Origin of the sequence: Altericroceibacterium endophyticum (assembly GCF_009827595.1) — a bacterium.
GTDB classification, from domain to species: domain Bacteria; phylum Pseudomonadota; class Alphaproteobacteria; order Sphingomonadales; family Sphingomonadaceae; genus Altericroceibacterium; species Altericroceibacterium endophyticum.
Window position 1 is genome coordinate 56,584 of record NZ_WTYT01000001.1, and the last position, 26,467, is coordinate 83,050.

Annotated in this window: 32 protein-coding genes; 15 read left to right on the plus strand and 17 right to left on the minus strand. The window is 59.3% G+C overall.

The features are described 5' to 3' along the window. The first annotated feature begins 26 nt into the window (after positions 1–26). Both GRI91_RS00270 and GRI91_RS00275 read left to right on the plus strand, forming a co-directional pair. A complete protein-coding gene (locus tag GRI91_RS00270; RefSeq protein WP_237437571.1) occupies positions 27–1,094 on the plus strand; it encodes a DUF2332 domain-containing protein in 1,068 nt (355 codons plus the stop codon). A gap of 94 nt (positions 1,095–1,188) precedes the next feature. Beyond that, positions 1,189–1,812, plus strand: coding sequence for a YceI family protein (locus GRI91_RS00275; protein ID WP_160734651.1), 624 nt, complete (start codon positions 1,189–1,191; stop codon positions 1,810–1,812). Positions 1,813–1,851: 39 nt separating this feature from the next. Here GRI91_RS00275 and GRI91_RS00280 read toward each other — a convergent pair whose 3' ends face one another. From GRI91_RS00280 to GRI91_RS00290, 3 genes are read right to left on the minus strand one after another with little or no spacing between them, the layout of a single operon-like run. After that, on the minus strand, positions 1,852–2,736 hold the full coding sequence (locus GRI91_RS00280) for a pirin family protein (protein WP_160734652.1): 885 nt from the start codon (positions 2,734–2,736) through the stop codon (positions 1,852–1,854). After that, on the minus strand, positions 2,733–3,449 hold the full coding sequence (locus GRI91_RS00285; protein WP_160734653.1) for a glutathione S-transferase: 717 nt from the start codon (positions 3,447–3,449) through the stop codon (positions 2,733–2,735). The genes GRI91_RS00280 and GRI91_RS00285 overlap by 4 nt, the downstream gene beginning before the upstream one ends. 11 nt (positions 3,450–3,460) lie before the next feature. After that, positions 3,461–3,739 (minus strand): BolA family protein, encoded by a 279-nt coding sequence (locus GRI91_RS00290; protein WP_160734654.1) that lies wholly within the window; start codon positions 3,737–3,739, stop codon positions 3,461–3,463. Between the two features lie 56 nt (positions 3,740–3,795). Between GRI91_RS00290 and GRI91_RS00295 the strand changes: the two genes are divergently transcribed. Both GRI91_RS00295 and GRI91_RS00300 read left to right on the plus strand, forming a co-directional pair. Beyond that, positions 3,796–4,383: a J domain-containing protein gene (locus GRI91_RS00295; protein WP_202385383.1), complete on the plus strand. Its 588-nt coding sequence runs from the start codon at positions 3,796–3,798 to the stop codon at positions 4,381–4,383. Between the two features lie 101 nt (positions 4,384–4,484). Then, on the plus strand, positions 4,485–5,474 hold the full coding sequence (locus GRI91_RS00300) for an AAA family ATPase (protein ID WP_160734656.1): 990 nt from the start codon (positions 4,485–4,487) through the stop codon (positions 5,472–5,474). A 103-nt stretch (positions 5,475–5,577) separates the two neighbouring features. Here the strand turns inward: GRI91_RS00300 and truA are convergent, their stop codons facing one another. Both truA and fmt read right to left on the minus strand, forming a co-directional pair. Further along, positions 5,578–6,327 (minus strand): tRNA pseudouridine(38-40) synthase TruA, encoded by a 750-nt coding sequence (truA, locus tag GRI91_RS00305; protein ID WP_160734657.1) that lies wholly within the window; start codon positions 6,325–6,327, stop codon positions 5,578–5,580. A 55-nt stretch (positions 6,328–6,382) separates the two neighbouring features. Beyond that, positions 6,383–7,288 (minus strand): methionyl-tRNA formyltransferase, encoded by a 906-nt coding sequence (gene fmt, locus GRI91_RS00310; protein ID WP_160734658.1) that lies wholly within the window; start codon positions 7,286–7,288, stop codon positions 6,383–6,385. A gap of 52 nt (positions 7,289–7,340) precedes the next feature. Here fmt and recR point away from each other — a divergent pair, with 52 nt between their 5' ends. From recR to GRI91_RS00335, 5 genes are all read left to right on the plus strand, one after another. Continuing rightward, a complete protein-coding gene (gene recR, locus GRI91_RS00315) occupies positions 7,341–7,937 on the plus strand; it encodes a recombination mediator RecR (RefSeq protein WP_160734659.1) in 597 nt (198 codons plus the stop codon). 68 nt (positions 7,938–8,005) lie between these two features. After that, positions 8,006–8,182, plus strand: coding sequence for a YegP family protein (locus GRI91_RS00320; RefSeq protein ID WP_160734660.1), 177 nt, complete (start codon positions 8,006–8,008; stop codon positions 8,180–8,182). 112 nt (positions 8,183–8,294) lie between these two features. Then, positions 8,295–8,861: a peptide deformylase gene (gene def / locus GRI91_RS00325; protein ID WP_160734661.1), complete on the plus strand. Its 567-nt coding sequence runs from the start codon at positions 8,295–8,297 to the stop codon at positions 8,859–8,861. Between the two features lie 79 nt (positions 8,862–8,940). Further along, a complete protein-coding gene (locus tag GRI91_RS00330; protein ID WP_160734662.1) occupies positions 8,941–10,317 on the plus strand; it encodes a DNA recombination protein RmuC in 1,377 nt (458 codons plus the stop codon). Next, entirely contained in the window at positions 10,310–11,032 is a 723-nt protein-coding gene (locus tag GRI91_RS00335) for a hypothetical protein (RefSeq protein ID WP_160734663.1), read from the plus strand. The genes GRI91_RS00330 and GRI91_RS00335 overlap by 8 nt, the downstream gene beginning before the upstream one ends. On the opposite strand, the gene GRI91_RS00340 is transcribed toward GRI91_RS00335, so the two are convergent. The 8 genes from GRI91_RS00340 to GRI91_RS00375 form a co-directional block, all read right to left on the minus strand. Next, positions 11,007–11,432 (minus strand): META domain-containing protein, encoded by a 426-nt coding sequence (locus GRI91_RS00340; RefSeq protein ID WP_160734664.1) that lies wholly within the window; start codon positions 11,430–11,432, stop codon positions 11,007–11,009. The two genes, GRI91_RS00335 and GRI91_RS00340, sit on opposite strands and share 26 nt — an antisense overlap. Before the next feature lie 82 nt (positions 11,433–11,514). Further along, the gene (locus GRI91_RS00345) at positions 11,515–12,315 is read right to left on the minus strand and encodes a TrmH family RNA methyltransferase (protein WP_160734665.1); all 801 of its coding nucleotides are present in this window, start codon (positions 12,313–12,315) and stop codon (positions 11,515–11,517) included. Positions 12,316–12,322: 7 nt separating this feature from the next. Beyond that, on the minus strand, positions 12,323–12,598 hold the full coding sequence (locus GRI91_RS00350; RefSeq protein ID WP_160734666.1) for an HPr family phosphocarrier protein: 276 nt from the start codon (positions 12,596–12,598) through the stop codon (positions 12,323–12,325). A gap of 31 nt (positions 12,599–12,629) precedes the next feature. After that, positions 12,630–13,034, minus strand: coding sequence for a PTS sugar transporter subunit IIA (locus tag GRI91_RS00355; RefSeq protein WP_160734667.1), 405 nt, complete (start codon positions 13,032–13,034; stop codon positions 12,630–12,632). A 100-nt stretch (positions 13,035–13,134) separates the two neighbouring features. Then, positions 13,135–14,055: an RNase adapter RapZ gene (gene rapZ, locus GRI91_RS00360; protein WP_160734668.1), complete on the minus strand. Its 921-nt coding sequence runs from the start codon at positions 14,053–14,055 to the stop codon at positions 13,135–13,137. 120 nt (positions 14,056–14,175) lie between these two features. Continuing rightward, positions 14,176–14,610, minus strand: a complete 435-nt coding sequence (locus tag GRI91_RS00365; protein WP_160734669.1) for an HPr kinase/phosphorylase — start codon at positions 14,608–14,610, stop codon at positions 14,176–14,178. Continuing rightward, on the minus strand, positions 14,607–16,160 hold the full coding sequence (locus GRI91_RS00370) for a stimulus-sensing domain-containing protein (protein ID WP_160734670.1): 1,554 nt from the start codon (positions 16,158–16,160) through the stop codon (positions 14,607–14,609). The genes GRI91_RS00365 and GRI91_RS00370 overlap by 4 nt, the downstream gene beginning before the upstream one ends. Next, entirely contained in the window at positions 16,147–16,923 is a 777-nt protein-coding gene (locus GRI91_RS00375; protein ID WP_160734671.1) for a response regulator transcription factor, read from the minus strand. Before GRI91_RS00375 ends, GRI91_RS00370 begins: the two co-directional genes overlap by 14 nt. 259 nt (positions 16,924–17,182) lie before the next feature. On the opposite strand from GRI91_RS00375, the gene GRI91_RS00380 reads away from it, so the two are divergent. Next, a complete protein-coding gene (locus tag GRI91_RS00380) occupies positions 17,183–18,778 on the plus strand; it encodes a phosphoenolpyruvate carboxykinase (RefSeq protein WP_160734672.1) in 1,596 nt (531 codons plus the stop codon). 119 nt (positions 18,779–18,897) lie between these two features. Here GRI91_RS00380 and GRI91_RS00385 read toward each other — a convergent pair whose 3' ends face one another. Next, positions 18,898–19,344: a MarR family winged helix-turn-helix transcriptional regulator gene (locus GRI91_RS00385; protein ID WP_160734673.1), complete on the minus strand. Its 447-nt coding sequence runs from the start codon at positions 19,342–19,344 to the stop codon at positions 18,898–18,900. Positions 19,345–19,429: 85 nt separating this feature from the next. On the opposite strand from GRI91_RS00385, the gene GRI91_RS00390 reads away from it, so the two are divergent. Then, positions 19,430–19,888 carry a hypothetical protein gene (locus GRI91_RS00390; protein ID WP_160734674.1) on the plus strand — a complete coding sequence of 153 codons (459 nt, stop codon included), beginning with the start codon at positions 19,430–19,432 and terminating at the stop codon, positions 19,886–19,888. A gap of 144 nt (positions 19,889–20,032) precedes the next feature. Next, on the plus strand, positions 20,033–20,359 hold the full coding sequence (locus GRI91_RS00395; RefSeq protein WP_419866817.1) for a hypothetical protein: 327 nt from the start codon (positions 20,033–20,035) through the stop codon (positions 20,357–20,359). Between the two features lie 59 nt (positions 20,360–20,418). On the opposite strand, the gene GRI91_RS00400 is transcribed toward GRI91_RS00395, so the two are convergent. After that, on the minus strand, positions 20,419–22,263 hold the full coding sequence (locus GRI91_RS00400; protein ID WP_160734675.1) for a DUF885 domain-containing protein: 1,845 nt from the start codon (positions 22,261–22,263) through the stop codon (positions 20,419–20,421). A gap of 101 nt (positions 22,264–22,364) precedes the next feature. Between GRI91_RS00400 and GRI91_RS00405 the strand changes: the two genes are divergently transcribed. Then, positions 22,365–22,595 carry a hypothetical protein gene (locus tag GRI91_RS00405; protein ID WP_160734676.1) on the plus strand — a complete coding sequence of 77 codons (231 nt, stop codon included), beginning with the start codon at positions 22,365–22,367 and terminating at the stop codon, positions 22,593–22,595. Between the two features lie 36 nt (positions 22,596–22,631). Here the strand turns inward: GRI91_RS00405 and GRI91_RS00410 are convergent, their stop codons facing one another. Together GRI91_RS00410 and GRI91_RS00415 are read right to left on the minus strand one after the other, a co-directional pair. Next, positions 22,632–23,309 (minus strand): energy transducer TonB, encoded by a 678-nt coding sequence (locus GRI91_RS00410; protein ID WP_160734677.1) that lies wholly within the window; start codon positions 23,307–23,309, stop codon positions 22,632–22,634. Positions 23,310–23,475: 166 nt separating this feature from the next. Continuing rightward, positions 23,476–24,132: an alpha/beta hydrolase gene (locus GRI91_RS00415; protein ID WP_160734678.1), complete on the minus strand. Its 657-nt coding sequence runs from the start codon at positions 24,130–24,132 to the stop codon at positions 23,476–23,478. A gap of 162 nt (positions 24,133–24,294) precedes the next feature. On the opposite strand from GRI91_RS00415, the gene GRI91_RS00420 reads away from it, so the two are divergent. After that, entirely contained in the window at positions 24,295–25,380 is a 1,086-nt protein-coding gene (locus GRI91_RS00420; protein WP_160734679.1) for an aminotransferase class V-fold PLP-dependent enzyme, read from the plus strand. Further along, positions 25,377–26,465, plus strand: coding sequence for a cysteine desulfurase family protein (locus tag GRI91_RS00425; RefSeq protein ID WP_160734680.1), 1,089 nt, complete (start codon positions 25,377–25,379; stop codon positions 26,463–26,465). The genes GRI91_RS00420 and GRI91_RS00425 overlap by 4 nt, the downstream gene beginning before the upstream one ends. Positions 26,466–26,467 lie beyond the last annotated feature (2 nt).

Sequence of the window (26,467 nt, forward strand, 5' to 3'; positions counted from 1 at the left end):
CGCCAGCAGGAAAAAGGGCAACGTCAATGGCTAATAAGCCGCTCATGGAAATAACCGATGTGGCAGAAGCGATACGCTGGCAGGCGGATCATTCAGAGGAAGCGAACGCTCCCTGCACCGCGCGGGTGATCCGGGCGGAGCTGGCTTTGCTGGACGGCAAAACCGCCACCGGGCGCCGAATGGCGAACTGGCAAGGGCTGTCGCTGGAGGATGCATTACCGCTGCGGGTGGCGGCCGGGTTCCATTATTTGTTTCTGTCGGGCGAGGAAAAACGGCTGGAGCCGGTCTATGCAGGATTAACCACCGATCAGAAAACAATTGACCGGATCGTGTCCGAACTGGCCCAAATGTACGATACGCGGCTGATGCCGTGGCTCGACAGTCCGCCTCAGACCAATGAGGCTGGGCGGTCTGCATCCATCATGGCGGGGCTGTTATGGCTGTCACAACAGCTTGGTCCGAGGTTTGAGCTGAACGAGATCGGTGCCAGCGCGGGCGTGAACACCATGATGGAGCGGTATCATTACGACCTTGGCGGAGTGTGCACGGGGCCGCAGCGCACCCCGATGCAAATAAAGCCCGAATGGCGCGGTACACCGCCGCCGCAAAGCGAGGTGGAGATTTCATCGATTCGCGGCTGCGATATCGCGCCGGTGGACCTTTCGGATCCTGAGCGGGCCTTGCGGCTGAAAAGTTATGTCTGGGCGGATGCGCAGGAACGGATGGCTCGGATCGACGCTGCCATTTCACTTGCGAGTACCAATCCGCCCGATCTGGTGCAGCAGGATGCCGGGGACTTCGTTGAGGAGATGCTCGCCGCACCGCAAGAGCCGGGCGTTATTCGTGTGCTTTATCATTCGGTTATGTGGCAATATCTGCCGCAAGCGACGCGTGAGCGGATAAGCCGGATGATGGAAGCTGCAGCGGCGCAGGCCACAGCAGAAAAGCCGCTCGCCTGGATCCGTCTGGAAACCAACCGGGCAACCTTTCGCCACGAATTATCGCTTCGCTACTGGCCAGGCCATGCCAACTGGGTCATGCTGGGCGAAGCCCATCCGCATGGTGCCTGGGTGAATTGGACCGGCGGCGCCTGAGCGTCTGTTTCAGCCTGTTTGGTACTGCCGCCGCTCAGCTAGACCCCTGCACAACTAAGCTCCCGCACATTAGTCACGCAATTGGAGACCCCACATGAAACCCCATTCCCGCATATTCCTTCCCAGCGTGCTGGCGCTGTCGCTGGTACCTCTCGCTGCCTGTTCGGGCGGTGCAGAGCAGGAGCCAGCACCGCTGGATGGCAGTTGGACTCTGCAAAACGATCAATCGCGCCTCTCCTTCATGAGCGTGAAAAATGGTGCGATCATTGAATCGCACAAATTCACGGATCTTTCTGGCACAGTCTCCGACAGTGGCGTGGCGGAGGTGACGATCGATTTGGGATCGGTCGCCACCAATATTGACGCGCGCGATCAACGGATGCGCGACATTCTTTTTCAGGTCGACCAGTTTCCTGATGCGGTTGTGACGGCGCAGATTGATCCCGCTCAGTTCAAGGCGCTGAAACCCGGTGAAAGCCAGACGGAAACCATACCTGCCGCGCTGGACCTGCATGGCACCAAGGCAGATTTGAATGCGGATGTGGAAGTGACTCGCATCGGTGATGACACGGTGCGCGTGGAAACGGTGACGCCGATAATGGTCAACGCAGCTGATTTCAGTCTCGATCAGGGTATTGAGCAGCTGCGCGAAGTGGCTGGCCTAGATGCGATTACCGGCAATGTTCCGGTCAGCTTCGTGCTGACCTATACACGCTAAATATAGAAGCGGTCCCGCGGGTGCTGCGGGGCCGCTTTTTTAAGGATAGCTGACGGTCTTGGGTTTGTCGGGCAGGGGAATGCTCTCCCCGTCCTCACCGGGCACGGAGTCAAATTTTCCGGCCCGCCAGTCTTCCTTGGCCTGCTGTATCCGCTCGCGCGACGAGCTGACGAAGTTCCAGAAAACGTGGCGTTTGGTGGGGAAGGCTTCTCCGCCAAGCAGCATTACCCGCGCGCCATTGGTGGAGCGCAGAGTCATCGGTTCGCCGGGTTTCAGCACATGCAAATTGAACAATTCCAGCGCTTGCGCATCCAGCGTGGCGTCGCCGCCAACCAGCATTACCGCACGCTCTTCTGCCCGCGCGTCAATCGGCAGGGCACCGCGGGGCTGGAGCACGATTTCGGCATAGATCGTATCGCTATAGGTGGTGGTCGGCGCGCTCTTGCCCCATAGCGACCCCATGATGACCCGCGCCTGAGTGCCGCCATCTTCCAATATCGGCAGGTCTTTCACAGCTTCAAAAGCGGGGGCCATTTCCTCCTGACCATCGGGCAGGGCCAGCCAGGTCTGCATGCCATACAGCTTGGCGCCCTTGTCCCGTTCTTCCTGCGGGCTACGCTCGGAATGGGTGATGCCACTGCCGGCGGTCATCAGATTGACTTGTCCGGGGCGGATGGTCGCATAATTGCCAAGACTGTCACGGTGATCAATCGCGCCCTGAAACAACCAGGTCACTGTGGCGAGATTGATATGCGGATGTGGGCGCACATCCATGCCCTTGCCCAGATCAAGCTGTGCCGGGCCGAACTGATCCACAAAAATGAATGGCCCGATCATGGTCCGATCCCGCGCCGGAATCGCGCGGCGGACTTTGAAATCGCCAAGATCATGCGTGACGGGCGTCAGTGTCTGGATAAAGCTCATGCAGCATCAAGCTCCGGATAGTTGCGGAATATCCCTTCCGTGCCGAAGGCCGCACACCGATCAGATGCACGATACGCATCCAGATATTCCAAGGCGAAGGTTTTTTGCTGAATTTGATGGATCGTGGGATAGTCGCTCTGCAGCGCTGCCATCCGCAGCGGGAACATGAAATGCAGCCCGTCGAGCAGATAGGCGATAGAGGTGTCTCCGGTGCTCCAGCTATCCCCTTCCAGCAGCCAGTCGCCATCATGGGCATTGGCGATCCGTTCGAAATGAGCGAGATATTTGGGAATACGCTGTTCACGGAACTTTTCCGCCGACTGTATCGCCGCGTCCCGCTGATCTTCATAATAGAATGCGGTTGAAATCGGATGATGCACGGCGTGCACCTCTTCGGTGATATCGGCAATATCGCATTGCAACTGATTGAGATAGCGCATGCCAGCCGCATCGCTCGGCCCCAGCCCATGTTCCTGATTTAAAAACAGCAGGATATTGGCCGTTTGTGCGATGCTTTCGCTCCCCGTTTCGAGCAAGGGGACCGCAAATGCATGGCAGCCTTGTTTGGCCTCCAGATGCTCCGCCACTGCGGCAAAGCCATCCTCTGCATCGCGCGCGCAATCCGTATAGGGAATCTGCGCAGCCTCCAGCGGATAGCGGATGAAATCGCCCCGTCCGGGCAGTGTCGGCCAGTACCAGAAATCATAGACCATTTGCGCGCGCCTTACTTCTTGTCATCGGGGGCAGAGGCGCGAATGGCGAGGGCATGGACCCGTTCGCCGGGAATATCGCCCAATGCACGGTTCACCATACGCTGCCGCTCCAGGCGGCTTTTGCCGGAAAAGGCCTCGCTTTCGATTACGACGGTAAAATGCGATTCTCCGCTGCCGTCATCGCCTGAATGGCCCGAGTGCATCGCGCTGTCATTGTTCACTTCCAAGTGGTTGGGGGTGAAGGAATTGGTGAGCAGATTGTGGATTTCTGTTTCTAGCGGTCCGGCCATTTTATCCTCAAGACATCAGTAGGGGGTTTTCATGAAAGGAATCTCTCCCCATCCTAATGGGTGTGAGAGAGACAAAGTTCCACGGTCGATTTGAATCCAAGGGCAGATCCTGTGAGCGGCCCGGCTGCACGCAGGCCGGAGAATTTCGCGCGCCCAGTGATCGCGGCCCCGGTTTTGACGGGCCGGGCGAGTGGCGCTGGTTCTGTTTGGAACATGTGCGCGAATTCAACGCCGGATATGACTGGTTCGAAGGGATGAGCGCGGACGAAATCCTCGATGCGCAATCTCCCATATCAGGCTGGCGCACTTATAATCGCGTGTATCAGGGCACTGGGCCGGATATGCCGCGCTGGCAGGATTATGATGATCCGCTGGATGCCATCAATGGCCGAATGCGTGATATTAAGCGGCGGGCGGCTGGCGCGCAGGCCGAATATAACCGTTTCACTCCGCATGAGCGGGAAGCGCTGACCGTGATGGGCCTGTCCGCCAGTTCCGATCGCCAGCAACTACGCCGACGCTATTCCGAATTGGTGCGCCGTTATCATCCTGATCGCAATGGCGGGGATCGTAGCCATGAAAACCGTCTGCAGCGAGTGGTGGAGGCCTATCAATTACTGCGCCGGGCGGGCGCTTTTGCTTAGCTGCTGACTTGGGCGATACAAATTCACCCGGCCCAGGGCCAGAGCATCTTCGCGCATTCCATGTTGCAGCCGCTCGTCTCGACGTCTACGCACGTGCCGCGATGAATGAACAGACCGATAAAAGCTTCGATAGCACTGAAGATACAGTGCTTGCTGCCCCCGATATCGAGGTAGATGTCCGCCAGACCTTTGGCATCGATATCGATATGAAGGTGCCCGCCTTTTCGAAGGCGGATGCCCGCGTGCCCGATACGGATGAGAACTATGTGTTCGATCCGGACACCACTCTGGCGATTCTGGCGGGCTTTGCCCATGATCGCCGGGTGATGGTCCAAGGCTATCACGGCACGGGTAAATCGACCCATATCGAACAGGTCGCCGCACGGCTGAACTGGCCCTGTGTACGGATCAACCTGGACGCGCATATCAGCCGGATCGATCTGGTCGGCCGCGATGCGATCGTTCTGCGCGACGGTTTGCAGGTCACCGAATTCCGCGAAGGTCTGCTCCCCTGGGCCTTGCAGCATCCGGTTGCACTGGTGTTTGACGAATATGACGCGGGTCGCCCCGATGTGATGTTCGTGATTCAGCGTGTGCTGGAACAGCAGGGCAAGCTGACCCTGCTCGATCAGAACCGCGTGATCCGCCCGGACCCCAATTTCCGGCTGTTCGCCACGTCCAACACGGTTGGTCTGGGTGACACCAGCGGGCTGTACCATGGCACGCAGGCGATCAATCAGGGTCAGATGGACCGCTGGAACATGGTGGTTGGCCTCAACTACCTGCCGGCTGAAACCGAACAGAAGATCGTTTCGACCAAGACCAAGCTGGATGACGAAACCGTCGCCAATATGATCCGTGTTGCCGATCTGTCGCGTCAGGGCTTCATCAATGGCGATATCTCGACCGTGATGAGCCCGCGTACGGTGATCAGCTGGGCACAGAATGCCGAGATTCTCGGTGATCTGGGCTTCGCCTTCCGCCTGTCCTTCCTCAACAAATGTGATGAGGCGGAACGGATGCTGGTGGCTGAATATTATCAGCGCGTCTTTGGCGTCGAACTGCCGGAAAGTGTCGTCGGCAAGGCATAAGAAGCTGGCGGGCCTGTGCGCTCGCCGCTTTCCTCAATCCCGGCATTCCATTTTCGTCGTATCCCGCGCAGGCGGAGATAACGGCGGATAATGATAGGAGGTTTCAGACCTCCTCCGGATAGACCGCCTTCACGAAATAAAGCCCGTCGGGCGGTGCATTGAGGCCCAGTGCCTGCCGGTCGCATGCTTCGAGTGCGCGGCCCATTTGCTCCTCTTCCCATTGTCCTTGCCCGACCAGCGCGAGGCAGCCGACCATGGAGCGCACCTGATGATGCAGGAAACTGCGCGCGGCCGCCTCGACAATCACCCATTCTCCTTCGCGCCGCACATCCAGCCGATCCAGCGTTTTTTCAGGACTGGCGGCCTGGCAATGCGCAGAACGGAAGGTCGTGAAGTCGTGAAATCCGGTCAAGCTCTGCGCCGCGCGGTGCATGGCCTCTGCATCCAGCGGACGCGCAATCTGCCAGGCTAGTCCGCGGTCAAAGGTCAGCGGCGCCCGGCGGTTATGGATGCGATATTCGTAAGACCGGCCAATACAGGAAAAGCGGGCATGCCAGTCATCCGGCTTCACCTCGCAGGCGATGACCGAAATGGGATCAGGCCGTAATTTGGCATTCAGCGCTTCCATCAGGCGGAAGGGTTCGAACGGCTTGGCGATATCCATATGGCTGCGCATGGCCAGCGCATGGACACCCGAATCGGTGCGCCCGGCACTATGCAGTGTCACCTCTTCACCGGTGATGGCCTGCGCCGCCTCTTCCAGCGATTGCTGGACACTTGGGCCATGGGCCTGCCTTTGCAGCCCCATGAAAGGGCCACCGTTAAATTCGATGGTCAGGGCGAAACGGCTCATAGGGAGCACTGCCGCCTGCGCGGGAGGGAAGAATTTATGGAGAAAATTCGAAGAATCACCGCAGCACCGTTCCCACCGGCACTTGTTTACCGCGCAGGAAGGCATCCACATCCATGGCGGGCTTGCCTGCGCGCTGAATCCGCACGGGACGCAGCGCGGCATTACCGCAAGCGATGGTCAGCTGGTCATCCAGCACGGTGCCCGGTGCGCCATTAACGCCCACGACATGCGCTTCGAGCACCTTGATCCGTTCTCCATCGAGCGGAAACCACGATCCGGGGAAAGGGTTGAAGGCGCGCACTTCGCGTTCCAGCAATTCGGCGGGTTTGGTAAAATCTATCTGGGCTTCGCTCTTGTTGATTTTCGCCGCATAGGTCGCATCCTTGTCATCCTGAGGCACCGGATGCAGCGCGTCGAGGTCGATCAGCGTGCCGACGGTCAATTGCGCGCCCAGTTCGGCCAGTTCCTCGGTCAGCTGGCCAGTGGTCTTATCCTCCACCGGGGTGCGCACGGTGGCAATCATGTCGCCCGTATCCAGCCCCTTGGCCATTTGCATCAGGGTGATTCCGGTTACATTGTCGCCAGCCAAGATCGCGCGCTGGATCGGCGCGGCACCGCGCCAGTGCGGCAACAGGGATGCATGAATATTGAGACAGCCATGCTTGGGCCCCTCCAGCACCGGTGTGGGCAGGATCAGGCCATAGGCGGCAACAATCGCCAGATCTGCCTCCAGCTCGAGAAATTCGGCCTGCGCTGCGACATCTTTCAGCGAATGGGGATGGCGCACCTCGATCCCGAGCCGTTCCGCCTCTGCCTGTACAGGGGAAGGGCGCAGTGATTTACCCCGGCCCGCGCGGCGCGGCGGCTGGGTATAGGCGGCAAGAATCGTGTGGTTCGCTTCGTCCAGAGCGGTGAGGGTCGGCACCGCGAATTCCGGCGTTCCCATGAAGATGATGCGCATAGAGTTTTGTGATGCCTTCTAAAATCGTCTCACAGGCCCTATCTGCGAGACCATGGCATCGCAAGAGATCGAGGCGCTTTCCGCAGCATTGGCGCGGCTACCGGGGCTGGGGCCGCGTTCGGCGCGGCGGGCCGTATTATGGCTGGTCAAACGGCGTGAGAGTGCATTGCCGCAATTGCTGGACGTGCTGGCTGCGGTGCGCGACACGCTGGTGGAATGCGACACTTGCGGCAATGTGGATACGAAGAATCCCTGCGGCATCTGCGCGGATTCCAGGCGTGACCAGAGCCAGATCTGCGTGGTGGAGGATGTTTCCGACCTGTGGGCGCTGGACCGGGCCAAGCTGTTCACTGGCTGCTATCATGTATTGGGCGGAAGGCTGTCCGCGCTGGAAGGCGTGCGACCGGAAGATCTGGCCATTGGCAGTCTGCTCGCGCGCGTGGAGCAAGGCGGGGTGGATGAAATCGTGCTGGCGATGAATGCCACGCTGGAGGGGCAGACCACCGCGCATTATATTGCCGAGAGGATGGAGAATATGCCGGTGCGCATTACCCAGCTCGCCCACGGCCTGCCAGTTGGCGGAGAGCTGGATTATCTGGATGAGGGAACGCTGGCTCAGGCCCTGCGCGCGCGCCGCCCGCTGGGCTAAGCTTCCAATTTGACTGAGGGCATCGAAGCTGTACTTTAACTCCTGTTAACCAAGTGCAGGAGGACAAATTGGCGCATAAATTTGAGATATACAAAGACAAGGCGGGCGAATTTCGCGTGCGGTTTAAATATAACTCGGAAATCATGTTCTCGACCGAAGGGTATTCCAGCAAGGCGAGTGCGCAGAACGCCATCGATTCGATAAAGAGCAACGGTCCCGATGCGCCAGTTGAGGACAATAGCTGAATAGTCCTTTGGCCGCGCGGGCCGCTCCCGCGCGGCCAATCGATTACAGCGATTGAAAATCCGGCGCATGCAGCGACTTGCGCCGGAACGAAGCCGCCCTTATCTAGCGCGCATGGCTATTCGTGAAATCCTGGAAGTGCCGGACGCCCGGCTGAAGACCGTGTCCAAGCCCGTCGAGACTTTCGACGCGGAGCTCAAGACGCTCGTCGATGACATGTTCGAAACGATGTATGACGCACCCGGTATCGGGCTTGCTGCGATTCAGGTGGGCGTGCCGCTGCGCGTGCTGGTGATCGATTTGCAGGAACCCGATCCCGACGCGGAACCCGAAAGCTGCGGCGATGATGAATGCGGTCATCAGCATATGGCGGTGAAGAACGAACCGCGCGTTTTCATCAATCCCGAGATACTCGACCCGAGTGAGGAATTTCGCAGCTATCAGGAAGGCTGCCTGTCGGTCCCGGAAATCTATGCCGATGTCGATCGCCCGGCCACCTGCCGCGTCCGCTGGCAGGATCTGGAAGGCAAAACCCATGAAGAGGATCTGGAAGGCCTGATGGCCACCTGTATCCAGCATGAGATGGACCATCTGGAAGGCATTTTGTTCATTGACCACCTGTCGCGTCTCAAACGCAGCATGGCGCTCAAGAAACTGGACAAGCTGCGCAAGGCAGCCTGACCCACCCTGCACATTTTTTGAGGGGATAGCGCCAGCACAGGGCTGGCGTTCACTATGCGTTCTGGTTTAGACAGGACGCATGGAATCCCTGCTCATACTTATCGTTATTCTGCTCGGGGCCGCTGTTGGTCTGTGGGCAGGCTGGTTCTTCGGTTCGCGCCCGGTGGCGGAATGGAAATCCCGTTTCGAGGCCCGCGATGCGGAGGCGAAGGATTACGCCGAGCGCATTTCCCGCATGGCGCCGGAATTGGCGACGATGAGCGACCGGGCTGCGCGTGCCGATCGTTTGGCGGAGCAGCTCGATGCCGCGCGGGAGGAACTGACCATACTCAAGACGCAGGCTGCCGGATTTGAAGAGCAGAAGCGCATGCTGGTCGAAACGCGCGAACAATTGCTCAAGGAATTTCAGAACACCGGCTCCAAAGTGCTGGGTGAAGCGCAGGAAAGTTTCCTCAAGCGCGCGACCGAACGCTTCGGCCATGCGGAGAAAAGCTCGGAAGAGAAAATCCGTGCTTTGCTTCACCCGGTTGGGGAGCATCTTAAAAATTATGAAAAGCAGGTGGCGGAACTCGAAGCGAAGCGGGTCGATGCCTTCGGCCAACTGACCGGCCTTTTGAAGAATATGCACGAGGGGCAGGAGGAAGTTCGCAAGGAGGCCGCCCGGCTGGGCAACTCCCTACGCAACGCGCCCAAGGCGCGCGGGCGCTGGGGTGAGCAGCAATTGAAAAATGTGCTCGAACAATGCGGCTTGGCTGAACATACGGATTTCGTCACCGAACATTCGATCGATACAGAGGATGGCCGCCTGCGGCCGGATGCGATCGTGAATGTGCCCGGTCATCGCAAGCTGGTGATCGACGCCAAGGTTTCGCTGAATGCCTATCAGGATGCCTTTGCCGCGGATAATGAGAAAGACCGCGATCTGGCGCTGCTGGCCCATGCGAAGGCCATGCGCAATCACGTGCAGCAGCTCGGCACCAAGAGTTATCAGAGCCAGTTTGAAGATGCGCCGGATTATGTGGTGATGTTCGTGCCCGGCGAACATTTTGTCGCCGCCGCGCTCGAAACCGATCCCCAGCTCTGGGATTTTGCGTTTGAAAAGCGGGTGCTGCTGGCAACGCCGACCAATCTGGTGGCGATTGCGCGCACCGTTGCGCAGGTCTGGCGGCAAGTGGGGCTGGCCGAGGAAGCGCGCGAAATCGGCCGGTTGGGCGGTGAATTGTATGACCGGCTGGCGGTCGCGCAATCGCATATGTCCAAGATGGGCAAATCGCTCGAGCAGGCGGTCGGGAATTACAACAAATTCGCCAGCAGTTTCGATACGCGGGTGCTGGTTTCGGCCAGAAAGCTAAAAGAAAAGCATATCGAGATTGGCAAACGGGAAATTGATGACGATATACCCTTGGTAGACGGTGCGCCGCGCCATGCGGCGGAGATTCCAGAGGAGCATGAGTAGGCGAATGTTGGGTAAGGGTGTTGCTGGAATAGCATTGGTGCTGGCTCTGGCCGGCTGTAATCGCCATGAAGCGCCTGCTGATGACGTGGTGGCCAAGGCGGAAGAAATCGCCAATCTCAGCTCCCCGGAAGTTGAACCGCTTGCCCCGGGCCCTTACGCGCCACGTGACACGTGTCAGGATGTAAAGGGTGCATCCGATTTTCGTGAGAATCTGGCCACTGCGGTGGAGGCTCGCGACGCTGATGGGCTGATCGCGCTGGCTGCCGATGACATCAAGCTGGATTCTGCGGGCGCATCCGGCGCTGACGAATTGCGCAAGCGCCTGAATGATCCAAGCTGGAAATTATGGGACGAACTTGACGCGCTGCTGACGCTTGGCTGTTCGGCCAATAAGCAGGGCGGAATTACCCTCCCTTGGTATTACACGGAAAAGAGTTACTGGATTGATCCCGCGCGCGCGATGGTTGTGACGGATGAAAATGTTGCCTTGCAGGAAAAGCCTTCGGCCAAATCTGATACGATTCAGCGGGTTTCCTGGCAATTGGTGGAAGTGAAAGGGGTCAAACCCGATGCCGAATATCAGGAAGTGACCCTGAAGGATGGGGAGCATGGCTTCCTACCCACGGATAAGCTGCGCAGCGTGCTGGATTACCACCTGGTCGCCTCCAGCCGTAATCAGAAATGGAGCATTACGAGTCTTCTGGCGGGCGATTGACCCGGGTCAGAATGGCGCTGTGCCCGCGAGAGCGCAGCGTCAGCCTGTCACCATCCAGCTTGAAATTCGGCGCGGCGACCAGCAAGGCGGCCAGCCCCCGCTCAGCCGCAAAAACATCACTGTCGAGACAGGCCATTTCGGTTTTTACCAGCGGCCCGGCCACCAGGCGGTCTCCATTCACATGCCACGGACCGCCCATCTGGTTGCAGCCAATATCGGCGCTGATGCGATCATCTTCAAACCGCAAATGGCCCTGCTCTTGCGCGAAAGCGGTGTCGTCGAGCGACTGAAAACGCCATTCGCTGCCCGTCAGTTCGCGGTCGGGGGACGGACGAATCGCGCAGCCGCTCAGAATGGCAGCCGCGGAAAAGGTGAACAGGAAAAGCCGAATCGAACGCATGGCCGGATTGTGCAGCCAATAGGCTGAGCATAGGCTTAACTAACCAGCAGAATTTTGCTGCTCGATTTTCGGGTGCCGGGTTTTAGGCGTCCAGACTGGCCAGTACTTCATAGGACAGCACGGCGGCGGCAACCGCCGCATTCAGACTGTCTGCCCGGCCGCGCATCGGCATGGTCACGCGCAGATCGCAGGCCATTTCATAGTCTTCGGGCAGGCCTTGCGATTCATTGCCTACCATCACGAAACAGGGCGCGCGATACGGTGCCGCGCGATAGGGCTGTGCATCGCGCAGCGATGCGGCCACCAATTGCCCGTCATGCGATTGCATCCAGGGGTGAAATTCCTCCCACCGCGTTTGCACCAGCTTTTGTGTGAAAATCGCGCCCATGCTCGCGCGCACGGCCTCAACTGAAAAGGGATCGGCGCAATCATCGATCAGGATGACGCCACCAGCGCCCACGGCATCGCCGGTGCGCAGCATGGTGCCCAGATTGCCGGGGTCGCGCAGAGCCTGCGCCACCAGCCAGATATCGGCCGAGGCAGGGTCCACTGATTGCAGGCTGGTATCGAATTCGGGGAAGACGCCCAGAATAGACTGGGCATTATCCTTGCCGGTGATCTTGGAGAGAATGTCGGGCGTGGTTTCGATAATCTCACCCCCGGCTGCGTGAACCGGAGTAATCAGCGCGCTGAGCAGAGGATGCGAATCGCGTCCTTCGGCAAAGACAACGCTTTCGGGCAAATAGCCGTTCTCGCGCGCGTCGGTGAGCAGGCGCAGGCCTTCAGCGAGAAACTTGCCTTCGCGCCGGCGGTGTTTCTTGTCGCGCAAGGAGCGCAGATATTTGACGGTGGGGTTGGAAAAACCGGTAATCTGTCGAAACATTCAAAATTCAATCTTCGCCAAAGCCGCTTTCAATCAGGCCGACCAGTTCGGCAAGATGTGCATGGGCCTGTTCGCCGGTTACGGTAAGTTCCACGGTATCGCCCTTGGCCGCGCCCAGCATCATCAGGCCGAGAATCGACCCGCCAGCTGCGGCAGTGCCATCTTTGGCCACGGTAATCTCAGAGCTTTCCATGGCGGCTGCGGCCCCCACGAATTTGGCACTGGCCCGGGCGTGCAAACCCCGTTTGTTCACGATTTCCACGCGCGCCGATGCACTATCCAAATTCCTTCTCCCTCAACCAGCTGTCTGCCAGTTACACATCCTTACCAAGAAATTCCGAGGCAATCGTTATATAATTGCGCCCCGCATCCCTTGCGGCATTTACTGCTTCGACCAGTTTCATTGATTTTCGCGCGCCTGCAAGCCGTATCAGCATCGGCAGGTTAATTCCGGCGATGACTTCCACTTCACCGGCGCGCATCAAGGATATGGCAAGGTTGGACGGGGTGCCGCCGAACAGATCGGTCAGAATCACGGCACCTTCACCCTGGTCGACCGTGGAAATGGCCTGCGCGATTTCGTCCCGTCGGGCCTCCATATCGTCATTAGGACCGATACAGACGGTGGCGACGCATTCCTGCGTGCCGACCACATGCTCCATCGCATGCACGAATTCCTCAGCCAATTGGCCGTGGGTTACCAGAATCATCCCGATCATACGGATAAGATACTCACAATCCATCCGGCACTGCATCGCCGCACGCCAGGCCACGGCGCATTCGGGCGGCAGAATAGCCGGAAATCCAGTTTAGCTTTCGTCACGACTTTTGCGGCCCTTCGATTAGTTCTGTTGCGCGTGACTTAAGATTGCGGTGCAGCACCGTGGGCGAAAAGCCATTCTCACGCAAGGTGGCGGCCATTCTTTCCGCTGTATATACTGACCGGTGTCTCCCTCCGGTACAGCCAAAGGCAATATTGACGTAGCTTTTGCCCTGTTTTTCGTATCGCGGCAGCAGGTCGAGAACAAGATCGCGAATTCGGGGGAAGCTGCTGATAAAGCCTTCCGAACTCGCAATATGGTCGCCGACCGGGGCATCTTGCCCGGTCAGATCACGCAGCGCAGGGTCCCAATGTGGATTGTCGAGATAGCGCATGTCGAATACGAGATCGGCCACCGGAGGCATACCGCGCGAAAAGCCGAAGCTGGAAACCGTGACGGTCATCCCGCGTGAAGCGGTCGCGGTGAAATGTTCGCGGATCGCCAATTGCAGATCATTGGTTGAGAATTGCGACGTGTCGAGCAGCACATCGGCCCAGCGGCGCAAGGGGGCCAGAAATTCCCGCTCGGCCTTGATTCCCTGACTGACCGGCATTTCCTGCGCCAGATGGTGCCGCCGCCGGGTTTCATTGAAACGCCGCTCCAGCTCATTGTCGGTACAATCGAGAAACACCGTCGTCAGCAGAATGTCGGGGCTGTCGGTGAGCTGTTTGACTTGCTCGATCACGGCTTCGGGTACGAAACCGCGCGTGCGGCAATCAAAGCCGATGGCCAGCGGCCCAAGGCTTTGCTGACGGCTGTCATCCACATTCAACAGACGGTCGAGCAGGCGGATCGGGAAATTGTCGATCGGCTCCCAGCCGAGATCCTCCAACTCGCGCAGTGCGGTCGTTTTTCCGGCGCCGAGCATGCCGGTGACGAGGATGATCCTCTGTCTGCCTGAAGGCGAGTCGCTGGACATTCAGCTCATTTGCGCTTGTGCGTCACAAATGTGAAGAGCCTGCCGGTCTCTGACATGTGCATGACTGCTTTTAAGCGGCGCACTGGCCTTCATTGTTACACGAATAGACCGGCCGCGCCGTCATGCGCGCGGGGCGGGGGAGCGGCCATATTGTTTCAGCGCCCATTCAACCCGGAGAGCAAGGTAGGGCGTGTCGGGAAACAAAGCGATACAGGGCAGGCTGAACCCGCAAATATTGCGATTTTCGGCGGTGTCGACAAAGCGTGGCGCATTGGCAGACAGGGCAATCACGAGCCGCAGCGGGGCGGATGTTACCGGCATTGTGACAATGCCGACATTGCGAATCTCCATCAGGCCAGAGATATTGGGCGGCGGATCAGCATATATGTCATGCTCTGTTGTTCGCAGCGCTACGCCATCATCACCGATCAGGACCGCGCCGCGATCGATCAAGGACAGTCCCAGGCCTGATTTGCCGCTTCCCGGTTCGCCTTCGATCAGCACGCCGCAATTCCCGATTGCCACGGCAGTCGCCTGATGAAGCTGAACACTCATGCGGCGGGGAGTTCCAGAACGAGCCGGGCACCGGGCTGGTTATTGCTGCGTGACTGGGCGGTCAGATGGCCATCATGTGCCTCGGCAATGGTGCGCGCGATGGCGAGGCCCAGCCCGCTATGATCGCCGAAATTCTCGCTTTCAGGGCGCAGCGAATGAAACCGTTCAAATACCTTGCCGCGCTCGGCTTCGGGAATGCCGGGGCCATCATCCACAACCTCAAGCCGGACCATTCCGTCCATCCGGGCCAGTGACAGCGTTATGCTACCCCCGGGCGGGGAGAAGGACACCGCATTTTCGAGCAGGTTTTCAACCACCCTTTCGATCCTCAGCGGTACGCCAAGCACATCCATATCTCCTGCGCTTTGCTCCATATGGATTTTCAACCCTGCATGACCGCCGCGATCCTCACGGCTCCGCACAACATTTTCCACCAGCGAGGCCAGATCCACCCGTTCAAAAACGGCCCGGCTCAGTTCTGCATCGATCCTGCTGGCCTCGGCAATTTCGGTGATCAGCCGGTCTATCCGCCGGACGTCATGCGCCGCGATTTCCATCAACCTGTCGCGCAGGTCGGTATCCTCCACATGGCGCAAGCTTTCCAACGCACTGCGCAGCGAGGCGAGTGGATTCTTGATTTCATGCGCGACATCGGCGGCGAAGCTTTCACCGGCATCGATCCGCTCTCGCAGAGCGCTCGTCATGTCGGAAACGGCGCGTGCCAGCAGGCCGATCTCGTCACGCCTTTCGGTCATGCGCGGTACTTCCACGGCGCGTTCCCGGCCCAGCCGAACCCGGACAGTAGCCCGCACGAGCTGGCGCAGCGGCTTGACGATCGTTCGGGCGAGATAGAGCGATAATTGCACCGAAATGAAAATCGCCAAGGCGGTGATGATGGCAAGCGTCTGGCGTGCATCGCGCACGTCCTGTGTAATATCGATCGCGTTGCGGGTGATGAGCAGAATTTTGCCATCCGTGCCCATCGGTGCGGCGGCGGTGATCATGGGCGTTCGGTCCGGCGCATAACGCAGACGCATTTGCGTGCGTTTCCGCGTGCGCGCCTGCACGACTTCTTCAAAATCCTCGGCATTGGCGCCCTCATGCTCCCGATATGGGGGAATGGGGGCGGCACCGACCATCCAGTCCATCCCGATGTCTAGCAGACGGGCCGTATGTTGATACCAGGGTTCGCTTTGCGGATCGATCAAGGTGAAGCTGGGCGGGCCCAGTTCAAAACTGTCGAGGAGCAGCGCGCCATCGCGGTCATAGACCCGCAGGCGCAATTGCTGGTCTTGTCCGATTTGCCGCAGCAGGTCCTCCTGCCGCTCACGGGCAGCGCCCGCGAGGGCATCGGCTGAAATCTGGGCTTCGCTTTGCGCCAGCTGGAAGCGTTCCTCGAGCAATTGCCGGCGATAGGAATCGAGGAAAAACAGGCCGCCCCCCAGCAGAGCCAGGGCCAGAATATTGACTGCCAGAATACGCGCGGTGAGCGATGCACGGAGCGGGAAGGCCAGCCGTTCCAGCCGGCGGTGCTGATTAGTCGCCGTCATTGAAACTGTAACCGGCGCCATAGAGCGTTTCTATCGCGCCAAAATCCGGGTCCACGGCGCGGAATTTACGCCGCAGACGTTTGATATGGCTGTCTACTGTCCGGTCATCGACGAAAATCGTGTCAGGATAGGCGGCATCCATCAATTGATTGCGGCTTTTGATAACGCCCGGCCGGTGTGCCAGCGTTTCCAGGATCAGGAATTCGGTCACCGTGATGGCAATCTCGCGTCCGTCCCATAAGACATGATGCCGGTCGGGGTCCATGCTCAGCCGTCCGCGCTCCAGTCTGGGTGTCTGACCATGTTCGGCCGACTGTGACGACGCGGTGGGGGCGGCGAGTGAAACCCGGCGCAATATCGCCCGGATACGGGCCACCAGCAGGCGCAGGCTGAATGGTTTGGAAATATAGTCATCCGCGCCGAGAGCGAGTCCGGCCTCCTCGTCCTGTTCATCATCCTTGCTTGTGAGAAAGATGACCGGGATGTCGGATTTTTCGCGCAAGCGGCGCAGCAATTCCATCCCGTCCAGGCGCGGCATCTTGATATCGCACACGGCCAGATCGGCAGGATTGTCGATCAGGGCCTTAAGCGCCGCCTCGCCATCGGAATAGACGCGCGTGGCGAAGCCTTCGGCCTGCAAGGCGATGGACAAAGTCGAGAGGATATTGCGGTCATCATCAACCAGGGCGATAATTAATTGGCGCCCGCCGTCCGAGTCATCAGCCGGTGCCGAAAGCCCTTGAGGGTCTAATTCTCTCGCCATCCGATACGGTTTCCTGCCGGTGATTGTCTTGGGCTCTCTTTCGCATTTGCGGCCCTGTCTGGCAAATCGGCAAATTTCCCTCGCGCGCTAGCAGTTGCGGTAAAGCGATGGAATTATTGCGTTACGTTTCAAAAAATTAGAATGAACATTGGCTTCGTTTCAAGTCGATTTGACGGTTGAGCCTATCACCCTTATGCGCGAGCTTTACCTTCGCCTTGCTGTGCTTTGCGCAGCATCTGGATTTTGTGGGAGATATCCAGTGACCAATACGCTTTCTGTGCCTTTGTCTAAACAAGGTATTAGTACCGATGCCACCATTCTGGCTAATCTCGGTACTTCCGCTCTCGTAGAGAATTCTATTCGTAATGGCGAAGGTCAGCTGGCCAAGGATGGCCCGCTCGTCGTCAAGACCGGAAAGCATACGGGCCGCTCCGCCAAGGACAAATTTATCGTCCGTGATGCGGAAACGGAAGACACGGTTTGGTGGGGCAAGGTCAATGTGCCGATGACGCCCGACCACTTTGCCGCACTGAAGGAAGATTTCTTCGCTGAGCTGGCGAAGAAGGACAAACTCTATGTCGCCGATCTGTTCGGCGGTTCGCAGCCGGAGCACCGGGTCAAAGTCCGCGTGATCAACGAACTGGCATGGCACAATCTGTTCATCCGCACCTTGCTGTGCCGTCCCACGGCGGACGAGCTGGATGGGTTCGATCCCGAATATACGATCATCGATCTGCCGACTTTCCAGGCCGACCCTGCGCGTCACGGCACGCGCAGCGAAACGGTCGTCGCGGTCAATCTCAGCGAAAAGCTGATCCTGATCGGTGGCACCAAATATGCCGGCGAGATGAAGAAGAGCGTCTTCGGTATTCTCAACTATCTCCTGCCAACCAAGAAGGTGATGCCGATGCATTGCTCCGCCAATATTGGCGATGATGGCAAGACGGCGGTATTTTTCGGCCTGTCCGGCACGGGCAAGACCACGCTGTCCGCCGATGCCAGCCGCACGCTGATCGGTGATGACGAACATGGCTGGTCCGATACGGCAGTCTTCAATTTCGAAGGCGGCTGCTATGCGAAGATGATCAAGCTTTCCGAAGAAGCCGAGCCCGAGATTTTCGCCACCACCAAGCGTTTCGGCACGGTGCTCGAAAATGTCGTGATGGATGAAGAAACCCGCACGCTTGATTTCGACGACAATTCACTCGCCGAAAACAGCCGTGGTGCTTATCCGATCGACTTCATCCCGAACTCTTCGGACAAGAACCTCGGCCCCGTACCGGCCAATGTGATCATGCTGACCGCCGATGCCTTCGGTGTGCTGCCTCCGATTTCGCGTCTCACGCCTGATCAGGCGATGTATCACTTCCTGTCGGGCTACACTGCCAAGGTCGCGGGTACGGAAATTGGCGTGACCGAACCGGAAGCCACCTTCTCTACCTGCTTCGGTGCGCCTTTCATGCCGCGTCACCCGAGCGTTTACGGCAATCTGCTGAAAGAACGCATCGCCAAGGGCGGCGTCTCCTGCTGGCTGGTCAACACCGGCTGGACCGGCGGCAAATACGGCACCGGCAAGCGGATGCCGATCAAGGAAACACGCGCGCTGCTCAATGCCGCGCTCGATGGTTCTTTGAACGATGTGGAATTCCGCAAGGATCCGAATTTTGGCTTCGAAGTGCCGGTTTCGGTGCCGGGAGTTGACGATTCGATCCTCGATCCCCGTTCGACCTGGGCGAATAAGGACGAATATGATGCAACGGCGCAGAAGCTGGTGCAGCTCTTCGTTGACAATTTCGCTGAATTTGAAGCGCATGTCGATGAAGGCGTCCGTCAGGCGGCTCCGCAAAGCGCCTGATTGTTCGGACTACATTTGTGAAAAAAAGGGGGCGGGGCCGTGGGCTGCCGCCCCCTTTTTTATATGCAGAACAATCGAAGCGGCGAGGGCGGCAGCGCGAGTTCTGCGCTGATTACCGTTTAAACATTGCCCTGCTTTTCCGGCATTCTGGTTTGTATGACCTTCTGCATCAGCGCGACGAATTGCCGTTTTTCCTCTGCGGTGAGCGCCGCCAGCCGTGCCGCATTCTCTTCCTGCGCGGCTGCCATGGCCGGGCCGCGCAAGTTGCGGGCACGATCGGTCAGCCAGACGCGCTGAACGCGCCTATCGTTCGGGTCCTTCTTGCGGATAACGAGACCATCACGCTCCATACGCGCTAATGTATTGGCCATCGTCGCCTGTTCGATATCGAGCCGCTCGACGAGTTGTTTCTGAGTCAGACCGTCGGTGTCCCACAATTCCAACAGCGCGGGAAACGTGCCGGTGGTCAGGCCCAGAGGCTTGATCCGCGCGGTCAGGCCATGCGCGAAGATGCGCGCCATGTGGTTCGCGAGATATCCCGCCGACTGATCCTTCACAAATTCCATGGCGGATTCTTAGCACTTGCATAGCTCGCTATTCAAGTATTATATAGCTGACTATATATTAATTGTCAGCTTGAGGAATTCCGTCATGGCCAAGATCATTCATCCTATCGCCGGCATCGTTGCACTGATGACGATCCTGAGCTTCTGGCTCTCTACTCTCTGGAGTGAGGCATTTGGCGGAGAACAGGCTGTAACGACGGTCAAGACGCTGATTCCCTACGGATTTTTCCTTTTGGTTCCTGCGCTGATGGCAGTGGGTGGGTCGGGATTTCGGTTGGGCAAACGCATGCGCGGTCCGTTGGTCAGCGCCAAGAAGAAGCGGATGCCCTTCATTGCTGCCAACGGCATCCTGATCCTGATTCCCTCCGCTCTCTATTTATCGTCCAAGGCGCAGGCAGGCGCGTTCGACATGAGCTTCTATGGGGTGCAGGCCATTGAGTTGGTGGCGGGTGCCGTCAATATCACCTTGCTGGGGCTTAACATGCGCGATGGGCTGCGCTTGTCACGCCGGCGGGCAGGGCATCCTCACGCCAATCGCGCATAAGGCGCATTCTGTCAGGGAAGGTCTTCGCCGCCGTGTTTTCTGGCCGTTCGGGGGATAGATTTTCGGCAGTGACTTTGCCGGTAATGTCACCTTGCCATTGGAGCGGGGCTTCGAGCATCCTAAATGGCTACTGAAGGAGACCGAATGATGAGTATGTTTGACGGAATATTGGGCAATATCGCGGCGGCACCGGATGATGTGCGCAATCTGGCGCATAAGATCGGGATCGAACCCGAAGTCGCGGAACGCGCGATCGCGGTGCTGGCACAGATGCATCAGAAACAAGGAGATACTGTGGAAGGCGCGGCGGCCGAAACCGGTCTGTCACCTGATATTCTGCGTCAGATTATCGCCGCGATCGGCGGTGAAGGCTCTCTGATGCAATTTGCCTCGATGTTTGATCAGGATGGCGACGGCAATCCATTCGACGATCTCGGCGGACTTACACAGGGTCTGTTCGGCAAAAAATAAGCCAATGACTTGGTCGGGCAGCCGGGGCATGCGTGCCCCGGCGCCTCTCATAATTCTTCCTATCCAGCCGAAGCGATGTAGCGGCCGACATTCTTGGCCAGCACATCCAGTGGCACATTGCCGCCCAGAACCACGGCGTCGTTAAAGCCCTTTATGTCATAGGCGCTGCCCATGGTCTCAGCGGCGAGCGCGCGCTGGCGCAGGATTTCGTTCTGGCCGATCTTGTAACCGCAGGCCTGACCTGGCCAGCTGCAATAGCGCTCCACTTCGCTGATGATTTCCTCAGGACTGTCGCCATTGCGTTCGACAAAAAAGCGGATGCCTTCTTCGCGCGTCCAGCGCTTGGCATGCAGCCCGGTATCGACCACCAGCCGGCAGGCGCGGAATGCCTGATCCTGAAGATATCCCAGCTTCCAGGCGGGATGCTCGGCATAAGCGCCCAATTCATCCGCCAGCTTCTCCGCATACAGAGCCCAGCCTTCGGAATAGGCATTGAAGGCGAGGATCGAACGGATCAGCGGCAATTGATTGGCATATTCCCCCTGCCACACATGGCCCGGAATCGTTTCATGATGGACCAAGGTGGGCAGTGTATAGCGGCGATGGAGATCGGTGGTGCGCAGATTGATCCACATCTTGCCCGGAATGGTGCCATCCTTCGATCCTGCCCCGCCATAGGCCGTCGGTGCACCGGGCTCTTCGGCAGGGGGCAGCCGGCGAACCTCGAGATTGGGATCGACCAGAGTGTTGAACGCGCGCGGCATTTGCGCGGTGATCCAGTCAATCCGTTCCTTAATAAACTCCATGATTTGCGCACGGCCCGGATCGCCCTCTGCAAATTTAAAGCGTGGATCTTCCGCCAGCGCGGTCATGCGCGTGCCGACCGGACCCTCAGTATAGCCGAGATCGCGCAGGATCGGCTCCATCTCACCGTGGATTTCGGCCAGCTGCTCCAGACCCACGGCATGGATTTCATCCGCAGACATTTGCGTTGTGGTGCTGGCGCGCAAGGCCCAATCATACCATTCATCGCCGCCTGGCTGTGCCCACATCCCTGCATCCTGCGTGGCGAGACTGCGTTGGCGCTTCAGCTCGGCGAGTTGTGCCGCCAAGGCATCGGCGATCGGTCCGCTGGCAAGAGCCGCCGCCTGCGCGCTCCAATTCCCGGGGATATTCTGCGTCCGGTCGGCAATGCTATCCACCAGTGATCCGCCGGCCTGGGCATCGGCCAGTGTGCGTTCCATTTGCGGGATGGCCTTGTCGAGCAGGAAGGCGGGCGGCACCACGCCCATTTCGCGTGCGGCGGAAATCCGCACAAGCTCGCCCTGCAGCACGGCAGGAATTTGCTCCAGCCGCGCAATATAGGCCTCCGCATCAGAGCGGTCCCGCACCGGATGGTCAGCATCCATAAAGCGCGGCAAATCGATATAGGCGCCGACATTCTGGATCACGACATAGGGGGCATTGCGCCAGCCGCCGACCGAGACATCGCCATAGGGCAGGGCAAACCCATCGAGCGATGTAGAATAGCAGCTGTCGATCACATCGAAGCTGGTGCGCGTCACTGGATCGAGCGCCTCGCGGTCAACCGCGCGGACGCGCGCAAGATCCTGCCGCAGCGTTGCCGCCAGTGCAGCCTGCCCGGAAGGGGAGGCATCGCTCAACTGGCTGCGTAGCGCGGCATGCTCGCCCTTATCGACGCCCATGGCAGTGGCGCTGGTCGGCATGTGCTGCAGCAGGTTCCACGCCACATCATCAAGCAGCGCATCGGCGGAGGCGGGCGGTGCCGACACCAGATTGCCGGCGCTCTGGCGCATACAGCCGGGCAGGATGGAAAGAGACGCGCCTGCACCCAATAAGGAAAGCGTGGCACGGCGGGAGAAAGTTGCTGATGAAATCGTCATGCCCTTTTCTGCGCGTGCGGCCCGCGCAAGGTCAATAAAAATAACAGGCCAGGTTTTTAAGGGTCTTTTCCCTTCCGCATGGCGGGCCTAAAGCTGCGTCCATGGATATGGCTCTGTCTCTGCTGGTTTTCACCGCTCTCGTTTTGCTGGCCGGTGCGGCCTATCTCTGGCGCCGCGGCGGCGCGATGAAGCAGGTCTGGCTGATGCTGGTGCTGGCGCTGGTGATGATCGTCAATGTCGCCATCTGGACCTTGCCCAATGCCGAAGGCGAAAATCTGCTCGACATGTCGGAGCAGATAGAGGCGGGTGATCCTTCCGGAGCGCAGATCTGAACGCCGGAAGGATCGGTTACCTCTGCGGCTTCAATCTCAGTCGGGGATCGTCCAGCGAATCCGGCTGCTATAGGTGCCGACCACTTTCGCGCCGCTGTCATTCTTCGCCGGGTTGAAGCGCGCACGCCGCGTCACATTGTCGCAGGTCGCCTTGTCGAGCAGCGCATGGCCGCTGGATGCGGTGATTTCGCAGGATCGCACCTTGCCATCGCTGCCCACCACCACGCGGAATGAAGCAACCCCTTCCTGTCCTTCACGCAAGGCGCGCGAGGGGTAGTCATTTGGTGTCGCCCAGCTGCCCGGATTATTGCGCGGGCTGGCCGCTTCGGGGGTGGCGGCCGGTGTGACCGAGGGGCTGGGGGAAGGCACCGCCGGCGGCAGCACCTTGGGCACTACAGGCCCGATATCGGTCAGCGGTTCGAAGGGTTCGAGCGTCAGATCGGGCTGCGGCGGGGTGAGCGGAAAGGCCGGGCTGGGGGCCATCGGCGGATTTGCCGCCGCTTCATTGGCCGGAGCCGGCTCTGGCACGATTTCGGGCGGCGGCGGAGGATCGAGCGGCATGATGGTCGCCTCTATACGCGGCATCACCTTGTCCACCATATCGGCGGCGAGGCCTGTAACCAGTGCATAGCCGATGACCGCATGAATACCGCCGACTGCAACGAGTGCCGTGAAGCGGCGCGAATTATTCACCTTTTGTTCCGCATATGTCATGCTCTTATCCTCTCTTATACATTCACTCTCCGATAAAAATCCGGCTCGCCGCTTTGCGCATTCTCTTTGCCGGACTGTATTTAATTTTACACGCTTATGCGGGGCCGCGCTACAAAAAAGGGCCGCCAGACGGGCGACCCTTTGAAAATTTATCTTGTTTGATCAATCACTTGATTTCGCATTTGGGATCAAGTCTGAAGTCCAGATACTTGTCCACCGACCCCATCAACTCCTCGATTTCATTTTCGAAGAAGTGGTTGGCCTTGGAAATTTCATCGTGATGAATGGTGATGTGCTTCTGGGTGCGCAGCTTGTCGACCAGCTTCTGCACAGCGGCCGGCTGAACCACCGTGTCCGACTTGCCCTGAATGATGATCCCGCTTGCCGGGCAGGGGGCCAGGAACGAGAAATCATACATGTTGGCGGGCGGTGCGATCGAGATGAAGCCGCGAATTTCCGGACGCCGCATCAGCAATTGCATGCCGATCAGCGCGCCGAAACTGACCCCGGCGATCCAGGTCTGCTGCGCTTCGGGGTGGATCGATTGGACCCAGTCTAGCGCCGATGCCGCATCGGACAATTCGCCAACGCCATTGTCGAAACTGCCCTGGCTGCGGCCGACACCGCGGAAGTTGAAACGCAAAGTGGCAAAGCCGCGATCGGTGAAGGTCTTGTACAAACGCTGCACGATCCGGTCGTTCATCGTCCCGCCGCCTTGCGAATGGGGATGAAGGATCATGGCCACGGGGGCGCGTGGACGCGGAGCCGGTTTGAAACGACCTTCAAGGCGGCCTTCGGGACCGGGAAAAATGACGGAGGGCATATGCGTCTCTCGAACAATGAGTGGGAAGCGCGGGTGGCGCAATAAATGGTGCAGGCTATATAGGGCTTGCAGCGTTTTTCGCAATTACAGAAAACAAATTTAAGCGCGCCGCTCTGACAGGGGCGCGGGAGGCCAAACGGCCCAGGAAGGCAAGCAGTCTAGGTGACATCCCGCATTTATCTCGATCATGCCGCCACGACACCGCTGCGCCCGCAAAGCGCCGCCGCGCAGGTGCAGGCGCAGGCCAGTTGGGCCAACCCCTCCAGCCCGCATGCCGAAGGGCGCGCCGCGCGCGCTGTGCTGGAGGATGCGCGGCGCCGAATTGCCGCCGCACTGGGCTGGGGCGGTGAAGTGATATTGACCGCCGGCGCGAGCGAAGCTGCCGCCATCGCCATGGGCCAAAGCAAGGCCGCCCATTGCCTGGTGAGTGCGGTGGAACATGATGCCGTGCTCAAAGCCTCTGCCAAGGCGCAGATCATTGCCGTGGGCAATGATGGCGGGTTGAACCGGGATGCTCTGGCCGCCGCGCTTGACGGGCTGGCCGGATCGGCCCTGATCGCGGTGCAAAGCATCAATTCAGAAACCGGCAACCGGCAGGATATGGCCGCGATCAAGGCCCTGCTGCGACCTGGCGATATGCTGCTCGTCGATGCGTCGCAAAGCGCGGGTAAATTCCCTTTGCCGGTGGAAGCGGATGCGGTGATCGTCTCGGCCCATAAGCTGGGCGGCCCGATTGGCATTGGGGCCTTGCTGCTACGCGATTATGCCTTGCTGCATCCTTCCGGCGGGCAGGAGCGCGGATATCGCCGGGGGACAGAGAATGTGCCTGCCGCCGCGGCATTGGCGGCAGCGCTGGAGGCCTGCGAGACACCCTATTGCCGCCCCGATGTCCTGGAACCGATCGAAACCCATCTGGCCCCGGCGATTGTCGAATTGGGCGGTCTCAGACTGGCTGATTTGCTGGCCGATCACACGCCCTATATCGAAGCGATTGCCATGCCTGAGCTGTCGGGCAGCGCGCAATTGATGCGCTTCGATATGAAGGGGTTTGCCGTCAGTCAGGGCAGCGCCTGTTCATCGGGAAGTCTCAGGGGCAGTCATGTGCTGGAGGCGATGGGGCTGGATGCGGATGTGGCCGCGCGGACCATTCGCGTCAGTTTCGGCTGGAACACCACACGAGCAGAGGTGGAGGCATTTTGCGCTGAGTGGATTGCCATGGCGCGCTCCGCCTGCGGGAAAACGGCATGATTTATTGCGATTATCAGGCGACGACGCCGCTCGCTCCAGAGGCGCGCGAGGCCATGCTGCGCTGGCTGAGCGGGCCCGAGGATATGGGGTTTGCCAATCCGCACAGTCCGCACCGGGCCGGCAGGCAGGCCGCGGCCGCGGTCGACATTGCGCGGGAACGGGTCGCGCGTCTGTTTCCCGCTGGCGGACAGATCATCTTCACCAGCGGCGCGACCGAAGCGATCAACCTTGCCATGCGCGGGTTTCATGCACTGCAAGGGGACAGGCGCATGGCCGTCTCGGCCATCGAACATGCAGCGGTGCTGGAAACGGCACATGCGCTGGATAGCGGTGCGGTGGAACTGCCGGTCAGCGATGAAGGATTGGTCGATCCGAATTGCGCGCTGCCGGAAAATTGCGGCCTGTGTGCAGTGATGCAGGTAAACAATGAAATCGGCACTATCCAGCCGGTTGAGGAACTGGCGCAGCGGGCACACGCGTCGGGCGCCTTGTTCCTGTGCGATGCCGTGCAGGGCGCGGGCAAGATCGCCCCGCCGCAGGAGGCCGATCTGATCGCGGTTTCTGCCCATAAGCTCTACGGCCCCAAGGGGATCGGCGCCCTGTGGGTGCGGGACGGGGTGGAACTTGCCTGTGTTTCCACCGGCGGCGGGCAGGAGGCGCAGCTGCGTTCTGGCACACTCAGCCCGGCATTATGCGCCGGCTTTGGTGTGGCAGCGGAGCTGGCGGTCGAGCGGATGGAGCAGGACCGCGCGGATGTGGAGAAAATTTGGCTGAAAGCGCGTGAAATGTTTGCGGATTGGACACTGAACGGAGCGGCTGAGCCGCGCTGGCACGGTAATCTGAATCTGCGCCGCGATGGGCTGGATGTGGCGCGGTTGCTATCTGACGCCCGCACTATTGCCTTCTCTGCCGGGTCTGCCTGTGCCAGCGGATCAGGCCGGACCAGCCATGTGCTGCGCGCGCTGGGGCTGAGCGATGCGCAGGCCAAAAATTCCATCCGTCTCGGCTTTGGACGTTACACTTCGATGGCAGAGCTTGAAGAAGCGGCTCAAATCATCAATGATGCAGCGGCAAAACAAGGATAGAG

Excerpts from the sequence above, each read along its gene's own strand:
- GRI91_RS00270 (WP_237437571.1), top strand. The coding sequence starts at position 27 with ATGGCTAATAAGCCGCTCATGGAAATAACCGATGTGGCAGAAGCGATA.
- GRI91_RS00275 (WP_160734651.1), top strand. The coding sequence starts at position 1,189 with ATGAAACCCCATTCCCGCATATTCCTTCCCAGCGTGCTGGCGCTGTCG.
- GRI91_RS00280 (WP_160734652.1), bottom strand. The coding sequence starts at position 2,736 with ATGAGCTTTATCCAGACACTGACGCCCGTCACGCATGATCTTGGCGAT.
- GRI91_RS00285 (WP_160734653.1), bottom strand. The coding sequence starts at position 3,449 with ATGGTCTATGATTTCTGGTACTGGCCGACACTGCCCGGACGGGGCGAT.
- GRI91_RS00290 (WP_160734654.1), bottom strand. The coding sequence starts at position 3,739 with ATGGCCGGACCGCTAGAAACAGAAATCCACAATCTGCTCACCAATTCC.
- GRI91_RS00295 (WP_202385383.1), top strand. The coding sequence starts at position 3,796 with ATGGGTGTGAGAGAGACAAAGTTCCACGGTCGATTTGAATCCAAGGGC.
- GRI91_RS00300 (WP_160734656.1), top strand. The coding sequence starts at position 4,485 with ATGAATGAACAGACCGATAAAAGCTTCGATAGCACTGAAGATACAGTG.
- truA (WP_160734657.1), bottom strand. The coding sequence starts at position 6,327 with ATGAGCCGTTTCGCCCTGACCATCGAATTTAACGGTGGCCCTTTCATG.
- fmt (WP_160734658.1), bottom strand. The coding sequence starts at position 7,288 with ATGCGCATCATCTTCATGGGAACGCCGGAATTCGCGGTGCCGACCCTC.
- recR (WP_160734659.1), top strand. The coding sequence starts at position 7,341 with ATGGCATCGCAAGAGATCGAGGCGCTTTCCGCAGCATTGGCGCGGCTA.
- def (WP_160734661.1), top strand. The coding sequence starts at position 8,295 with ATGGCTATTCGTGAAATCCTGGAAGTGCCGGACGCCCGGCTGAAGACC.
- GRI91_RS00330 (WP_160734662.1), top strand. The coding sequence starts at position 8,941 with ATGGAATCCCTGCTCATACTTATCGTTATTCTGCTCGGGGCCGCTGTT.
- GRI91_RS00335 (WP_160734663.1), top strand. The coding sequence starts at position 10,310 with ATGAGTAGGCGAATGTTGGGTAAGGGTGTTGCTGGAATAGCATTGGTG.
- GRI91_RS00340 (WP_160734664.1), bottom strand. The coding sequence starts at position 11,432 with ATGCGTTCGATTCGGCTTTTCCTGTTCACCTTTTCCGCGGCTGCCATT.
- GRI91_RS00345 (WP_160734665.1), bottom strand. The coding sequence starts at position 12,315 with ATGTTTCGACAGATTACCGGTTTTTCCAACCCCACCGTCAAATATCTG.
- GRI91_RS00355 (WP_160734667.1), bottom strand. The coding sequence starts at position 13,034 with ATGATCGGGATGATTCTGGTAACCCACGGCCAATTGGCTGAGGAATTC.
- rapZ (WP_160734668.1), bottom strand. The coding sequence starts at position 14,055 with ATGTCCAGCGACTCGCCTTCAGGCAGACAGAGGATCATCCTCGTCACC.
- GRI91_RS00365 (WP_160734669.1), bottom strand. The coding sequence starts at position 14,610 with ATGAGTGTTCAGCTTCATCAGGCGACTGCCGTGGCAATCGGGAATTGC.
- GRI91_RS00370 (WP_160734670.1), bottom strand. The coding sequence starts at position 16,160 with ATGACGGCGACTAATCAGCACCGCCGGCTGGAACGGCTGGCCTTCCCG.
- GRI91_RS00375 (WP_160734671.1), bottom strand. The coding sequence starts at position 16,923 with ATGGCGAGAGAATTAGACCCTCAAGGGCTTTCGGCACCGGCTGATGAC.
- GRI91_RS00385 (WP_160734673.1), bottom strand. The coding sequence starts at position 19,344 with ATGGAATTTGTGAAGGATCAGTCGGCGGGATATCTCGCGAACCACATG.
- GRI91_RS00390 (WP_160734674.1), top strand. The coding sequence starts at position 19,430 with ATGGCCAAGATCATTCATCCTATCGCCGGCATCGTTGCACTGATGACG.
- GRI91_RS00395 (WP_419866817.1), top strand. The coding sequence starts at position 20,033 with ATGATGAGTATGTTTGACGGAATATTGGGCAATATCGCGGCGGCACCG.
- GRI91_RS00400 (WP_160734675.1), bottom strand. The coding sequence starts at position 22,263 with ATGACGATTTCATCAGCAACTTTCTCCCGCCGTGCCACGCTTTCCTTA.
- GRI91_RS00405 (WP_160734676.1), top strand. The coding sequence starts at position 22,365 with ATGGATATGGCTCTGTCTCTGCTGGTTTTCACCGCTCTCGTTTTGCTG.
- GRI91_RS00410 (WP_160734677.1), bottom strand. The coding sequence starts at position 23,309 with ATGACATATGCGGAACAAAAGGTGAATAATTCGCGCCGCTTCACGGCA.
- GRI91_RS00415 (WP_160734678.1), bottom strand. The coding sequence starts at position 24,132 with ATGCCCTCCGTCATTTTTCCCGGTCCCGAAGGCCGCCTTGAAGGTCGT.
- GRI91_RS00425 (WP_160734680.1), top strand. The coding sequence starts at position 25,377 with ATGATTTATTGCGATTATCAGGCGACGACGCCGCTCGCTCCAGAGGCG.